This is a genomic window from Streptomyces sp. Ncost-T10-10d (assembly GCF_900091955.1).
Lineage (GTDB): Bacteria > Actinomycetota > Actinomycetes > Streptomycetales > Streptomycetaceae > Streptomyces.
Genome location: NZ_FMDF01000073.1, coordinates 141,685 through 155,619 on the forward strand (window position 1 = coordinate 141,685; position 13,935 = coordinate 155,619).

The 13,935-nt window shown below is 66.5% G+C and carries 13 protein-coding genes and 1 pseudogene; 10 read left to right on the forward strand and 4 right to left on the reverse strand.

Going from position 1 to position 13,935, the window contains the following annotated elements; all coding sequences use genetic code 11:
- The first annotated feature begins 15 nt into the window (after positions 1-15).
- Positions 16-252, forward strand: a complete 237-nt coding sequence (gene rpsR, locus GA0115254_RS10885; RefSeq protein WP_003967857.1) for a 30S ribosomal protein S18 — start codon at positions 16-18, stop codon at positions 250-252.
- Between the two features lie 18 nt (positions 253-270).
- Positions 271-717, forward strand: a complete 447-nt coding sequence (rplI, locus tag GA0115254_RS10890) for a 50S ribosomal protein L9 (RefSeq protein ID WP_093895069.1) — start codon at positions 271-273, stop codon at positions 715-717.
- A gap of 88 nt (positions 718-805) precedes the next feature.
- Here the strand turns inward: rplI and GA0115254_RS10895 are convergent, their stop codons facing one another.
- On the reverse strand, positions 806-2,143 hold the full coding sequence (locus GA0115254_RS10895) for an MATE family efflux transporter (RefSeq protein ID WP_093895165.1): 1,338 nt from the start codon (positions 2,141-2,143) through the stop codon (positions 806-808).
- Positions 2,144-2,602: 459 nt separating this feature from the next.
- Between GA0115254_RS10895 and dnaB the strand changes: the two genes are divergently transcribed.
- The 7 genes and pseudogenes from dnaB to GA0115254_RS45855 all read left to right on the forward strand — a co-directional run bounded on the left by dnaB (position 2,603) and on the right by GA0115254_RS45855 (position 10,909).
- Complete coding sequence (dnaB, locus tag GA0115254_RS10900; RefSeq protein ID WP_093895070.1) at positions 2,603-4,081, forward strand: replicative DNA helicase; 1,479 nt, start codon at positions 2,603-2,605, stop codon at positions 4,079-4,081.
- Between the two features lie 205 nt (positions 4,082-4,286).
- Entirely contained in the window at positions 4,287-5,018 is a 732-nt protein-coding gene (locus tag GA0115254_RS10905; RefSeq protein ID WP_256102491.1) for a TnsA-like heteromeric transposase endonuclease subunit, read from the forward strand.
- A complete protein-coding gene (locus GA0115254_RS10910) occupies positions 5,015-7,144 on the forward strand; it encodes a helix-turn-helix domain-containing protein (RefSeq protein ID WP_093895071.1) in 2,130 nt (709 codons plus the stop codon). Before GA0115254_RS10905 ends, GA0115254_RS10910 begins: the two co-directional genes overlap by 4 nt.
- The gene (locus tag GA0115254_RS10915; RefSeq protein ID WP_093895072.1) at positions 7,141-8,259 is read left to right on the forward strand and encodes an AAA family ATPase; all 1,119 of its coding nucleotides are present in this window, start codon (positions 7,141-7,143) and stop codon (positions 8,257-8,259) included. Before GA0115254_RS10910 ends, GA0115254_RS10915 begins: the two co-directional genes overlap by 4 nt.
- Positions 8,260-8,333: 74 nt before the next feature.
- Positions 8,334-8,648, forward strand: a pseudogene (locus tag GA0115254_RS45845) (TniQ family protein); the annotation flags it as partial.
- A gap of 243 nt (positions 8,649-8,891) precedes the next feature.
- Positions 8,892-9,548 (forward strand): hypothetical protein, encoded by a 657-nt coding sequence (locus tag GA0115254_RS45850; RefSeq protein ID WP_256102508.1) that lies wholly within the window; start codon positions 8,892-8,894, stop codon positions 9,546-9,548.
- Positions 9,458-10,909: a LysR family transcriptional regulator gene (locus tag GA0115254_RS45855; RefSeq protein WP_256102492.1), complete on the forward strand. Its 1,452-nt coding sequence runs from the start codon at positions 9,458-9,460 to the stop codon at positions 10,907-10,909. The genes GA0115254_RS45850 and GA0115254_RS45855 overlap by 91 nt, the downstream gene beginning before the upstream one ends.
- A gap of 12 nt (positions 10,910-10,921) precedes the next feature.
- Here GA0115254_RS45855 and GA0115254_RS10925 read toward each other — a convergent pair whose 3' ends face one another.
- The 3 genes from GA0115254_RS10925 to GA0115254_RS10935 all read right to left on the reverse strand — a co-directional run bounded on the left by GA0115254_RS10925 (position 10,922) and on the right by GA0115254_RS10935 (position 13,294).
- Positions 10,922-11,206 carry a hypothetical protein gene (locus tag GA0115254_RS10925; RefSeq protein WP_344316316.1) on the reverse strand — a complete coding sequence of 95 codons (285 nt, stop codon included), beginning with the start codon at positions 11,204-11,206 and terminating at the stop codon, positions 10,922-10,924.
- Positions 11,207-11,319: 113 nt separating this feature from the next.
- Positions 11,320-11,718: a hypothetical protein gene (locus tag GA0115254_RS10930; RefSeq protein WP_093895073.1), complete on the reverse strand. Its 399-nt coding sequence runs from the start codon at positions 11,716-11,718 to the stop codon at positions 11,320-11,322.
- Between the two features lie 325 nt (positions 11,719-12,043).
- Positions 12,044-13,294, reverse strand: a complete 1,251-nt coding sequence (locus GA0115254_RS10935) for a hypothetical protein (protein WP_256102493.1) — start codon at positions 13,292-13,294, stop codon at positions 12,044-12,046.
- A 119-nt stretch (positions 13,295-13,413) separates the two neighbouring features.
- On the opposite strand from GA0115254_RS10935, the gene GA0115254_RS10940 reads away from it, so the two are divergent.
- A complete protein-coding gene (locus GA0115254_RS10940; RefSeq protein ID WP_370740851.1) occupies positions 13,414-13,830 on the forward strand; it encodes a hypothetical protein in 417 nt (138 codons plus the stop codon).
- Positions 13,831-13,935: the final 105 nt, after the last annotated feature.

A 13,935-nucleotide genomic window follows, 5' to 3' on the forward strand; every position in this document is an offset into this window, starting at 1 on the left:
CACAGGAGAAACACCATGGCGAAGCCGCCTGTGCGCAAGCCTAAGAAGAAGGTCTGCGCGTTCTGCAAGGACAAGACCCAGTACGTGGACTACAAGGACACGAACATGCTGCGGAAGTTCATTTCCGACCGCGGCAAGATCCGTGCCCGCCGCGTGACCGGCAACTGCACGCAGCACCAGCGTGACGTCGCCACGGCAGTCAAGAACAGCCGTGAGATGGCGCTGCTGCCCTACACGTCCACCGCGCGATAAGGGAAGGGTGACCGAATCATGAAGATCATCCTCACCCACGAGGTCTCCGGCCTCGGTGCTGCGGGCGACGTCGTCGACGTCAAGGACGGGTACGCCCGTAACTACCTGGTTCCGCGTGGCTTTGCCATCCGCTGGACCAAGGGTGGCGAGAAGGACGTGGCGCAGATCCGCCGCGCCCGCAAGATCCACGAGATCGCCACGATCGAGCAGGCCAACGAGATCAAGACCAAGCTCGAGGCCGTGAAGGTCCGTCTGGCCGTTCGCTCCGGCGACGCCGGCCGTCTCTTCGGTTCCGTGACCCCGGCCGACATCGCCTCGGCGATCAAGGCTGCCGGTGGCCCCGACGTCGACAAGCGTCGGGTCGAGCTCGGCTCGCCGATCAAGACGCTCGGCGGACACCAGGTGTCCGTGCGTCTGCACCCCGAGGTCGCTGCGAAGCTCGGCATCGAGGTCGTTGCTGCCTAAGGGCACAGCTCACCTGAGCAGGTGAAGGGCCGTACCCCACGGGGTGCGGCCCTTTGCTGTTTCACGTGAAACGGGTGTCGCCGATGGCTCAGCGGGTGGCTCCTGTGACGATCCACTTGCCCGATCGGGTGCGCAGCCGGAGCGTCACCATGCGGACGGTCATCATCAGGGCCATCGCCCACCACAGCGCGGTCAGGCCGCCACCGAACGTCGGCACCAGCAGGGCGACCGGGGCGAAGAGGGTCAGAGTGACGAGCATGGCCCAGGCCAAATACCGCCCGTCTCCGGCACCCATCAGCACGCCGTCCAGGACGAAGACCACACCGGCGATCGGCTGGGACAACGCCACCACCAGCAGCGCCGGGAACAGCGTGTCCTGAACGGACTGGTCGCCGGTGAACAGGGGCACGAACAACGGCCGGGCAAGGACGATCAGTGCCCCGAACACCACCCCGGAAGCGATGCCCCACTGGACCATGCGGCGGCACGCCTCGCGTGCGCCCTTGGTGTCATCGGCTCCCAGGTAGCGGCCGATGATGGCCTGCCCTGCAATGGCGATGGCGTCGAGGGCGAAGGCCATCAGGCTCCAGAGGGAGAGGATGATCTGGTGCGCGGCGATCTCGGTGTCGCCGAGGCGGGCGGCGACGGCTGTGGCGATCATCAGTACGGCACGGAGCGACAGCGTACGGACCAGCAGCGGAACGCCTGCCCGGGCGCTGGCCTTGATGCCTTGGGCGTCGGGGCGCAGCGAGGCGCCGTGCCGACGTGCTCCCCGTACGACCACGATGAGATAAGCGGCGGCCATGGCGATCTGTGCGATCACAGTGCCCCAGGCCGATCCGGCGATGCCGAGCCCGGCGCCGTAGACGAGTCCTGCATTGAGGGCTCCGTTGGCCGCGAAGCCTCCGATGGCGACATAGAGCGGGGTTCGGGTGTCCTGCAGGCCACGGAGTACGCCGGTCGCGGCCATCACCACGAGCATGGCCGGGATGCCGAGGCTGGAGATCCTCAGATATGTGGTGGCGTAGGGGGCTGCGGTGTCGGAGGCACCGAAGACGTTCACGAGCCAGGGCGCTGTGGGGAGCGTGATGGCGATGACGAGGATGCCGAGCAGTAGGGCCAGCCAGATGCCGTCCATGCCCTGCCGGATCGCGGAGGCCAGATCGCCCGCTCCGACCCGCCTCGCCACTGCCGCGGTGGTGGCGTACGCGAGAAAGACGAAGACGCTGACGGCTGTGGTCAACAGGGCTGCGGCGACGGCCAGGCCGGCCAGCTGCGGTGTGCCGAGGTGGCCGACGATGGCGCTGTCGACCACCACGAAGAGCGGCTCGGCGACGAGCGCGCCGAAGGCAGGGACGGCCAGCGAGATGATCTCGCGGTCGTGCCGTCGGCGACTGGGGGGCAGGGGTGTCGGGGCCTGGATCACGGGGGCCAATCTAATCTTCCACAGGTAATGGATGCAAGGTGCTTACAGTCCTTACATTTATTGCCGCTCGGTATTCTCGCGTGCGCTGTTTGTCGTGATCTTGTGTTGACTCGGAAAGTTTTTCTCCCCCACAGCCCGTGGATGGAGAAACTCCAGGTCAGGGCCTTGATGGTGTGGGCGCTATGAGTTTGTCCACAGTGCTGTCCCCCGCTCCGTGCACAGGTTCCGCCGAGTTCTCCACAGCATCTGATCCGTTGTCCACATGCCCTGTGGATAACCAGATTGGCTGACGGTGCTGAGCGGCCTACCGTGGTCCGGCGCCCGCACCCCGTTCCGGCCCTGGAGCCCCCCAGAACTCGACGTGCCGGAACCGGAGTCGGGCGTCTTGTTTGTCGGTGCTGTGCCGTAAGAAAGAGTGGCACGGTGAGGTCCGCGGAGCGGACGGGAGGAGGTGGCCCGGTGAGCATTCCCGAGCCTTTGGACGACCCCTGGGCCGATGCCGGTCCCAGTGACCGTCTGCCCGTTTCCCGCCAGCGACGCGGCGAAGGCCGGGACCGTGGCAAGCAGCACGAACGCGGCAGGGAGAGCGGCGGATGGGACGGCGGTTCCCCCGGTTTCGAGCGGGTGCCGCCCCAGGACCTCGATGCCGAGCAGTCGGTCCTCGGCGGCATGCTCCTGTCCAAGGACGCCATCGCCGACGTCGTGGAGATCATCAAGGGACACGATTTCTACCGACCCGCCCACGAGACCGTCTACCAGGCGATCCTCGATCTCTATGCCAAGGGGGAGCCGGCCGACCCGATCACGGTGGCGGCCGAACTGGTCAAGCGCGGTGAGATCACCAAGGTGGGCGGAGCGCCGTATCTGCACACCCTCGTCCAGTCCGTGCCGACCGCGGCGAATGCTTCGTACTACGCGGAGATCGTCCACGAACGGGCGGTCCTCAGACGGCTCGTCGAAGCCGGGACGAAGATCACGCAGATGGGATACGCGGCCGACGGTGATGTCGACGACATCGTGAACTCCGCGCAGGCCGAGATCTATGCCGTCACCGAGCAGCGCACCAGCGAGGACTACCTACCGCTCGGCGACATCATGGAAGGCGCTCTCGACGAGATCGAGGCGATCGGTTCGCGCAGCGGTGAGATGACCGGGGTGCCGACCGGCTTCACCGACCTCGACGCCCTGACGAACGGCCTGCACCCGGGCCAGATGGTCGTCATCGCAGCCCGTCCGGCCATGGGTAAGTCCACTCTGGCGCTGGATTTCGCACGAGCCTGTTCGATCAAGAGCAACCTTCCCAGCGTGATCTTCTCCCTCGAAATGGGGCGCAACGAGATCGCGATGCGACTGCTCTCGGCCGAGGCGCGAGTGGCGCTGCACCACATGCGTTCCGGCACCATGACCGACGAGGACTGGACGCGGCTGGCTCGCCGGATGCCGGATGTCTCGGCCGCCCCCCTCTACATCGACGACTCCCCGAACCTCTCCATGATGGAGATCCGGGCGAAGTGCCGTCGGCTCAAGCAGCGCAACGACCTCAAGCTCGTGGTCATCGACTATCTGCAACTGATGCAGTCCGGCGGCTCGAAGCGTGCCGAGAGCCGCCAGCAGGAGGTCTCGGACATGTCCCGAAACCTCAAGCTGCTCGCGAAGGAGTTGCAGCTCCCGGTCATCGCGCTCTCCCAGCTGAACCGTGGCCCCGAACAGCGCACGGACAAAAAGCCGATGGTCTCCGACCTGCGTGAATCCGGATCCATCGAGCAGGATGCCGACATGGTGATCCTGCTGCATCGCGAGGATGCGTACGAGAAGGAGTCCCCCCGCGCCGGCGAGGCCGACCTGATCGTCGCCAAGCACCGTAACGGCCCGACGGCGACGATCACCGTGGCCTTCCAGGGCCACTACTCGCGCTTCGTGGACATGGCACAGACCTGAGCGGGCGTTGTTGTAGGTTCTCAAATCCCGTGTCATTTTCTCAGTCGCAATGTCATCTGATTGGCCGAACTGACATGGGATTGAGAATCGCTGGCCACTGCCTTCACTCGTTCGGCTGACCTTGCCTTAGGCCCGGCGTGGGAGCCTCGCACGGATGCGAACGTAGCGCTCGCGGAGGAGGCGGCCGACGATCCGGGGGTGACGCATGGCGGCAGGGCTGAGAGCGGCATCGATCACCGTGAGCCTGCGGGGCCCGGATGGCAGCCAGGTTGAGAACCGGGAGTGGAGCGCGTCCTCGATCGACCTGCTTGCGGCGGCGTCACCCTGGCGAACCTTTCGCTGGTATAGGGGCCAGCGGCACTACTCGGGCACCTACTGGTCCGCCACGATGCGCGACCACGTGATCTACGAGTCGCGCCTCGAACTGGCGAGGCTCCTCTTCGCTGATTTCGATCCGTCCGTACGGCGTGTCGTGGCCCAGCCATTTCTGCTCAAGGCCGAGGTGGACGGGGCTGTGCGCAAGCACATCCCGGACTACCTCCTCGTCACCGACGAGGGGCCCGTGGTCGTGGATGTGAAGCCACTGCACCGGTTGTCGAAGCCGGAGGTGGCCTTCACTTTCGGCTGGACCCGTGAGGCGGTGGAGGCCCGCGGGTGGAAGTACGAGGTCTGGAGCGAGCCACCCACGGCTGAGCTGGAGAACGTCCGCTTCTTGTCGGGCTACCGCAGAGACTGGCTGTTCGACCGTGGGCTCGTCGACGAGCTCCGTGGGGCTGATCTCAACGGAGTCTCTCTGCGGCGTGCGGCGGCCAGCTTGCCCGGTCGCCCGGAGGAGCAAGTCCGATCTGCGGTCTATCACTTGCTGTGGACGCACGAGTTCACGGTGGACCTCGACCGGCCGTTCAGCCCGGCGCACTTGCTCAGGAGAACGGCGTGACCAGGGCCGGAGCGCGGGTCGGCGTCGGTACACACTTCCGCTACGACGGGGAGACCGTCGAGGTGGTCGAGATGGCCGCCACCACGGCCGGCAACGAGGTCGTCCTCAAGGACCGCCACGGCAGGCTCCTGCGTCTGTCATTGCGGGAACTGCTCTTCTCCGACCGGGCCACTCTTATCCCCGAGGGGCCTGGACCGTCCTCGGACGACGCCGAGGAGATTGCCTCGGTGGTACTGGGGCAGTTGGACGAGAAGGACAGACAGCAGATCCTGGAGCGGGCCGAGCACATTCGGGAACTCCTCACGGGATATCGGTCCGGCAGCACCGAACTTGCGCGTGAAGGCGAACCGCGAGCTCCGTACGCGCCGACGCTGTCGCTGGACGCCCGCTATGCGGCGAAAGCTGCGGAACTCGGAGTCACTGATCGCACTATTCGACGGTGGGTCGCCGACTACCGCCGACACGGTGAGGCCGGCCTGGTCCAGCGGACAAGTCTCCAGGCACGGTCCTTCGGCAGGGCCGATGACCGATGGGTGGAGACCGCGCTGGAAGTCATGGTCGAGCACACCGGAGAGTCGAAGCCATCACGCAAGATGGTCATAGATCGGACTCAGGCCCGGGTGATCGCGCGGTTCGGTCCTGAAGTCGTACCCCAGCCCAGCCAAGCCACGGCCTACCGGGTGCTCACAGAGCTGGAGCGGCGACACCCGCTGTTCCGGCTGAGTACGAAGCGCAACCGGGATATCGCCGATCGGCCGGAGGGTCCGTACGGCAAGCTGCGGCCGACGCGGCCGGGCGAGTACCTGCTGATGGACTCCACCCGCCTGGACGTCTTCGCGTTCGACCCGCTGACCCTGAAGTGGGTGCAGGCCGAGCTGAGTGTCGGGATGGACTGGTACACCCGCTGCATCACGGGGATCCGGCTCACGCCGGTCTCGACGAAGGCGGTGGATGTCAGCGCAGTGCTGTTCCAGTCATTTCGGCCGCGGCCTGCGGGGCGGGACTGGCCGCGGCACGCGGTCTGGCCCGAGCACGGCATCCCCCGCACCGTCCTGGTCGACGTCAAGGGCGCCACCGGGCCGGGGCTGGCCTCGCCGCCTTTGGTTCCCGAGACGCTGGTCGTCGACCACGGCAAGGTCTACGTCTCGGAGCACCTGACCAGCGTCTGCCGCCGGATGGGCATCTCCATCCAGCCGGCCCGGCTGCGGACGGGCCGCGATAAGGGGCCGGTCGAGCGCTACTTCCGGACCCTGCGGGAGGGTCTGCTGCAGGTGCTGCCCGGCTATAAGGGCCCCGACATCCACTCGCGAGGCGAGAGCCCGGAGGACGACGCGTTCTTCTTCCTCGACGAGCTTGAGGCGATCATCCGGGAGTGGACCGCGGCGGTCTATCACTGCCGGCCGCATTCCAGTCTGGTCGATCCGGGTCTGCCGGGTCTGCGGATGTCCCCGGCGAAGATGTTCGAGCACGGCATGGCGCGGGCGGGTTACATCGAAGCGCCCCGCGACCGGGACCTGGCTTACGAGTTCCTGCAGACGAAGTGGCGCACGGTCCAGCACTACGGGGTCGAGATCGGCCGCCGCCGTTACAGCGGCCCCGGCCTGCCCGAGACGGGAGTCCGCAGCCCCTACGACAGTCCGGTCAAGAACGGCTGGCCTTTCCAGGTGGACCCCGACGACATCACCCGGATCTACTTCCGCGATCCGGCTACTCGGGCCTGGCACACGCTGGTCTGGGAGCACGCGCCGTCGGCCGAGATGCCGCTGAGCGAGGACGCGTTGACGTTCGCCCGCCAACTGGCGGTCTCGAAGTATCGCTTTCCTGATGACCGGCTTGCCGTCGCTGATTTGTTGGAGCGGTGGAATCTCGGGCTGGGCACCACGATCGCCGAGCGGCGCATGGCCCTGCGGCTCTCGCGCGAGCAGGCCGCTATCGAGCTTCCGGAGAGTGAGGCGGAGACGGTCGTCTCGCTTTCCTCCGTACGCAAGGCCCTCGGTCAGGACGAGCAGACCGCGGAACTGCGGGAGCCCGACGTGGTGGCGGAGACGGGGGATGACGACGAGGTTGATCTGGAGGACCTCGCCGGGGAGGACGACTTCTACGCTGATGCCCTGGAGGACGTGTGACCGTCGGCAGCGTTCCGGAGCCGGGCAGTCTTGCCTTGTCGCGGAAGGAGGACTTCAAGGCGTTCGCCGAGAGCCCTCGCCGCAGTCGGCCCGATCTGCTGACCCGCAAGCAGCTGAAGTCCCTGCCCACGCAGGCCCGGGCGGACTACGACCGTCAGCGCCGGCAGTGGCACGCGAACATCGGCCCAGTGAAGACGCCGCAGCTGACGGAGCTCCATGAAGACCTATGGGACATCGTCGACAGCAACGAGCAGGACGGCGACAAGGCCAAGGGGGCGGTGGCCGTCGACGCGTTCCCGGGGCTGGGCAAGACGACCTCGGTGCTGGCCTTTGCACGCGACTTCCACCAGCGGGAGATCGAGGAGTCTGGAGCGTTCACGAGCCAAGGGCACGAGCGGATCCCGGTCTGCCGGGTCGGACTGACTGGGAACACCGGAATGAAGGATCTCAACCGGGCCATGCTGGAGTTCTTCGGCCACCCCGGACAGATGCGGGGGACCACCGCCCAGTTCGGACGGCGGGTGCTGGACTGCGTGCTGTCCTGCGATGTCCGCCTGGTGGTTCTGGACGATCTGCACTTTTTGAAGTGGGGACAGAAGAGCGGCATCGAGGTGAGCAACCACCTGAAGTGGATCGCCAACGAGTTTCCGGTGACGTTGCTGATGGTGGGGGTCGAGCTCGCGAAGAAGGGCCTGTTTGGCGAGGGCACGAACGGGCGCGACACCGCTCTGGCCCAGACCGGCCGCCGCACCACCCGCCTCGGGCTTCGTCCGTTCACCATCGATATGGAGGCCGGGCGCCGGGAGTGGCGGCAGATGCTGCTGGCCCTCGAACAGCGAGTCGTGCTCACCGACAAGCATCCCGGCATGCTCGCGGACGACCTGTCGGACTACCTCTTCGCCCGCAGCACCGGACACATCGGCTCGCTGATGACGCTGATCAACCGCAGCTGCCAGCGGGCGGTCCGCACCGGCGCCGAACGTCTTGACCAGGAGCTCATGGACCGGGTGAAGAACGACGAGGCATCCGAGGCCGCCCGCCTCGAACTGCAGGCCGCGCTGGAGAAGAAACGGCTGACCAGCCGCCCGCGGCCCCGGAGCCGGCGACCCGCATGAGAACGCCGGTCCGCACCCTGCCGATCCGGCTTCCTCCACTGCCCGGCGAGGCTCTGGACTCATGGCTGGAGGCGATGGCCAGGCGGATGGACACCGCGCTCGGTGATGTCCTGCTGCACTTCGGCTTCCCGGTCCGGCACCGGGCCGGAAACCAGTTCAGGGGCATCCCGGCAGACTGGACGATCGTCCTCGACGAGCAGCAGACCAATGCCGTCGCGCACGCCACCGGGACGTCCCCGGAGAAAGTCGCTGCCCTGACCCTGGCTCATTACGACGGACGGGCCCTCCACCTGAGTGCCGGGGGCCGGGCCGTGTCACGGCACGTCCTTTGGGGCCGCGGAGGGGGATCCCGGTTCTGTCCGGAGTGCCTTCATGCCACTGGTGGGCGATGGCAATTGTCCTGGAGGCTCGGTTTCTCCTTTGCCTGCACCCGGCACCGCAGGCTGCTGGCGGACTGCTGCCCGCACTGCGGGAGGGTGCCGCGGCAGCGGCCCCGTTCCGGCCGGTCCGTCCCCCGGCCTGAACTCTGCGGCAATCCACCGACCCGCCCCACCCGCCCGTTCTCGGCGGGCTGCGGCACCGATCTGACTCGCGCTTCGACACTTCTCCTGCCTCCTGGCCATCCGGTTCTCATGGCCCAAGACCGAGTGATGGAGATCATCGACGGGGCAACGGCAGCTTTCGGCCCCTACCGAACCTCTCCCCAGCCGGCCTCGGCGGTGCTGGCCGACATCCGGGCCCTGGGCATACGCGTCCTGAGCGACCTGCCCACGGCCGTCCTCCAAGAACAGATTCCGGCTGACATCGCAGAAGCTCACCTCAGCACCGATGCGGTCTCCCCGCACACCGGACAGGCCATGGAACGTCCGGGGTTCATGGCCCCGCCCCGAGCCGCAGACACGGCCGTCGCGGTCACCACGGCCCTGAGCATCCTGGAGCAACCAGGAATCCACCCGGCCGGCGAGGCCCTGCGGAGCCTGCTGGAAGCAGTACGCGAGGAACTCACGCAGATCTCGGCGACCAGCATCGACAGCTGGGGCAGGGGCATCAGCCCGGTGCTGCAGTCCGTGCACCTGGCGGCCCTCGCCCCTTCCCTCCGCCCCAGCGAATACGTCCGCTACCGCATCATGACCGAGACCCCCGCCGGCCGACCCGGACCACTCGGGACATCGAGCAGCGAGCCAGGAAGATCCCCACGATGTTCTGGCCGCCCTGGACGATCCGCCTCGCACCACCTGAAGGAATCCATGCGCGGGCTCTGGCTCCCGTTCTCGCCGCCCTGTTGCTGATTCCCGACAGCCGCACATCCCTGGACCAGGCAGCCGGGCTGATCGGTGACGTCATCGACGGCACTGAGGTGTCACGCCTCCTCCAGGAAGTCGACGACCTTCCGCAATGGCCGGACATCGCCACTGCTCTGGACCGGCTCGCGGACTACCTCGGTGCCAACAGCACCCCCATCGACTACGGTCGGCGCCGACTCCTCGACTACACCGGCCTGCTTCCTCATGACCGCTGGCTGGAGATCTGCCGCCACACCGGAACACCACCGGGAACCGGACGGCGCGAACGCATCGCACGCAGCCAGCTCTTCCAACGTCTCAGCGGCCTGCCCGCCGAGTCTGCCCCCGACGACCTGGGCGGGCCCGACAGTGCAGAGTTCCGGGCGACGTCCCTGCGGTTCACCGCGCTTCAGACCCCTGAACTCGCGCACGCCCTCCAGCAGGAAGCCCTCAACTTCCTGGCCTCACACCACATCCACGACGAGCCCATGACCTGGCAGCCGCCCGCCACCCTGCTGGCAGGGCTCTCCCTTCCCGGCCCCGACCCGGCACACGTCGACCTACCCCGCCTGCACCAGCTTGTCCGCGAACGCCAGCACCCTGTTCAGCACGCCGCCCAGGTTCTGGGTACGACCGTCGAGGCCATCCGACATGTTCTCGACGAACATCCAGCCCCTGCACCCCCGCTGACGAAGAGCACCGCCAGGGCCGCCGGCCGCATCCGGCAGCAGGCCCGGCAAGCCATTCCGGCAGAGCGCTTCACCCGGCTCTACCTTGACGAACACCGGTCCCTCCAGCAGATCGCCACCCTCACCGGCTTCTCCCGCAGAGTGCTGACCGGCCTTGCCAAGGAGTACGGCATCCCGCTCCGCGAGGGCCCCAAGGACTACAAGCGCCGCGGCACCGTCGAACGGGCCTGGCTCATCGAGCAGTACGTCCACCGCCGCCGGACCCTGCCGGACCTCGCCCGAGAAGCTGGCATGAGCACCGCGAACATGGCCCGCTGGGCCAAGACCCACAACGTTCCGCTGCGACCACGCGGAGGATCCAGTCACAGCCAGGTACTTCGGGCAATCGACCAGGCCAGCCGAGCACCAAGCATCCTTCGGCCGGCACTCGGCGGCCAGGGGGCCAGCGAACGGTTGAGCCGATTCGCGGCTGCATCTCCCTACCCCAGCCTCGGTGCCGCAGCGAGCGGCCTCGGCCTCAACACGTTCACCCTCGTTGCACAGATCAACCGGATCGAACGAGAACTCGGTGGACCACTCCTGGTCCGGGCGGAACGCGGTAGGCCCATGACGCTCACTCCCCTGGGGAAGAAGGTGCTCAAGGCCATTCGAAAGATGCAGGACAACACGATGCCCTGAGACGCGGCATGATCATTCCGGGTCGGCAATGCGTCGGAACACCCCGTCGAACTCGCCGGATGCCACGAGCCCGGCAATCACGCGCACCATGCTGCCGATGCCGGGATTCCGCACGATCAGCCCGTCCGCGCAGAAGAAGCACTGCCCGGAGACCGCCTCTCCGCTCGCCTCCCAGCTCCGCATGAGCCGATCCACCTCGGCGAGAGTGAAGATCGTGGAACTCCAGCGCGACCCGTCGGCAAGATGAACCTCGGCATCGACGTTGCAGACCTCTTCGATCGCCTCGTCCGGTTCCACGAGGAAGAGCACCTGGAAGCCGGCGGCCCGAACCCGGTAGTAGGGAGCCTCCCAGTCGGCATCAGAAGCCCGACCCTCGGACGCCGGGCCCGCCTGTTGCGGCATCGACGCCGTCACTGAAGCTCCTCACCCGGCGGTATGAAGGCGTCGGCGCTGTCGGCGTCCTCCACATGCCCCTGAGCATCGACTGTGATGGCAGTCGCCCGGCCCTGCGAAGTGATCAACCAGGCCAGCACCTGCTCCGTGAGAGGTGATCCACCCGGCCCTTCATCCGTCCAGTGTGCCCGCCATCCCCCACCGGGTATCGCGGCGACCACCTGATCGGCCCGCTCCAAGTGGGAGAAGTCCACGTAGTCCGTGACCTGGCGCAGTGCCCCTCGTTGCGGGTCGACCACCAAGGCTGTCCCGGTTGCGGGATCCCATCCCTCCACGCGCACCATGCGACCGATCTCGGTCTTAGTGCCATTGAAGATGGCGGTCCATCCGGTCTGATTGAAGTATCGGAGTTGCATGGCGTCATGATCCCGGAGGTCCGGCGACCTGCTCGACCTCCGTGTCGTGGAAGCCGTGGTTATCAAGAAACCGGCAGGCCGGTGATACTGATGTCAAAGACCCGACGGACTGTGGAAGCGGACCCAGACATTCCTGTAGGGCTCACGGAGCTTGTGGCCGACCGGCGGGCAGCCGGGCCAGCGTTGCTGCCACAGATCCGTCAGAAGCACCCGCACATCTCCAGTCAGTGGAGCCGCGACTGGCTCCCCAAGCAGGGGAGGCCGCCGAGTAGGCGGGAGAGAGTGCGGTCAGTGGATTGCTGCTTTTCTATGCTGGTGCACACATTCACTCGTTGGGGGACTCCGTTGCCAGCGGGATACCGCACCGCCAGCAGTCGTTCGCGTGGTCGTCCTGGCAGACGTAGCCGATGGCACCATCCACGCACCATTCGGCGGCCTCCTCGGAAAGCAGGTCGGGCCCGGCAAGGAGCAGCCGACGAAATTCCGTGGTGTCCGCAATGTCGGCCGGCCGGTTGGTGAACCACTCGTTGAACCAAGACTTGTCCCGGTATATGCGCCAGTGCGCATTCTCCCGGTCGTCGACAGCCGTAAGGAACCGATCGACGATGCGCCCCCAACTCGGTGCTCCGAACCAGCCGTTGTCGGACGCACAGAAGGATTCGATCAGGGTTCGCAGGCCGAACTCCTTCTCGTGAAGGCAGTACCTTCGCCCCCATGAGATCGCGACCTGCGCCATCTCCGCGAGTTCTTCTCGCGGATCAACCTCGTGCGCCGGGTCGTCAGGGTTGTGGCAGGCCAGCCCGAGCTCGAGTACGGACTGCCCTGTCGGTAGAACCCGGGACGGGTTGACGATCGCGAGACCGAGACCGATCCAGTCGACATGGTCGAACGACAGCATCGAGCGCACGAGTCGGGTGGTTGCCGTGTTGATCCGCATCATTGTGCCGTCGTGGAGCGGACTCTTCCCGGCATGCCAATTCTCGACGGGTGTGTTGCGCCACACGGCGAGCGTGATCCGGGTGGCAGCGAGCCACAGCAGGGCGTCGTCGTCGAGGTGCCCGAACCGCTTGGCACACTCCTGGGCGCCGTAGGTGATCAACTCTTCCGGTTTCGGCCACCTGTGGCTGTCGGGCCCTTCAGGCCCTTCAGGCGCGTACTCATAGTCGTCGGCGTACTCGTCGAGGATCGCACTCAACTCGGTTGCGCTGTAAGCCTCGCTGTACTCGGAGCTGTCCGGCTCCTCGACGGTGTACATGTCGTGGTCCCAGGAGACGTACACGTCGCCCCAGAGCACGACGTCGTCGCACTCGCTGGCGTTGTCCGTCACAACCGGCCAGATGGTGATCGGGGCAGTACGCCCGTCGGTTCGCTCGCCGTCCTTCTCGGCGGCCCATGCGGTGATGATCTCGAGTGGCTTCGGAAGGAGAGGGCCGACCTCGGTGATGCTGAAGGGTTCGTCGTCGTCATCGGTGTCGAACCGGCTGTTGACGAAAGCGACCGCCTCGGAGGGCGTGCTGACGATGGACTGGGTACCGCTCTCGTTGTCAACCACTCGCCACAACGGGCTGTTCTTCACGGTGCTCTCCGATCGCGGTGAGTGCACCCGGGGTGGGTGCGATGCGCCGGGTCGCTCGGCACTGACACCAACTTATGGGCTGATCAACCCATCCGTAGTCCCGAAGGTGCTTGTCGGCGATGACGTTCGGTACGTTCGCGTGCAACCTGCTTTTCGCGACCGCGGCGACACAGCACAGTCCAACAGCGGAGGAGGCGAAGATGGCGCTGAACAAGAAGGGTTCCCGGCGCATAACCGTTGACGGGATCGAGTACCGCTGGCGGATCCGCAGGAAGCCCTCCTACATGCAGGGACTCTGCTGGACACCGATGACCTATGCGGTTGAAGCGGCCAGCGGCAGCCAGCCGGGCACGACCTTGATCGTCACCAGCGGTCAGGCCCATCCCAGCAACTGGGTGGGCGTCGAGACGGAGCCCATTCGTCCGGCTCACGTTGCTGCCAGCATTCGAGAGGCACGGGATCAAGGCTGGGATCCAACCCGGGTCGGTTCTCCTTTCCAGCTTGACCGATCCGCAGGATTCATCGCCCAGTCATGAGGTAGAGCGGAGTAGGGCGGCGCATCTGGCCCGGCATCATGGCCTGGTGACCACATGGATGCGCTGCTACTGGGACGAGGAAGACACCTGGTTCTACTTCGAGGT

Excerpts from the sequence above, each read along its gene's own strand:
- rpsR (WP_003967857.1), top strand. The coding sequence starts at position 16 with ATGGCGAAGCCGCCTGTGCGCAAGCCTAAGAAGAAGGTCTGCGCGTTC.
- rplI (WP_093895069.1), top strand. The coding sequence starts at position 271 with ATGAAGATCATCCTCACCCACGAGGTCTCCGGCCTCGGTGCTGCGGGC.
- GA0115254_RS10905 (WP_256102491.1), top strand. The coding sequence starts at position 4,287 with ATGGCGGCAGGGCTGAGAGCGGCATCGATCACCGTGAGCCTGCGGGGC.
- GA0115254_RS45850 (WP_256102508.1), top strand. The coding sequence starts at position 8,892 with ATGGCCCAAGACCGAGTGATGGAGATCATCGACGGGGCAACGGCAGCT.
- GA0115254_RS45855 (WP_256102492.1), top strand. The coding sequence starts at position 9,458 with ATGTTCTGGCCGCCCTGGACGATCCGCCTCGCACCACCTGAAGGAATC.
- GA0115254_RS10930 (WP_093895073.1), bottom strand. The coding sequence starts at position 11,718 with ATGCAACTCCGATACTTCAATCAGACCGGATGGACCGCCATCTTCAAT.
- GA0115254_RS10940 (WP_370740851.1), top strand. The coding sequence starts at position 13,414 with ATGACGTTCGGTACGTTCGCGTGCAACCTGCTTTTCGCGACCGCGGCG.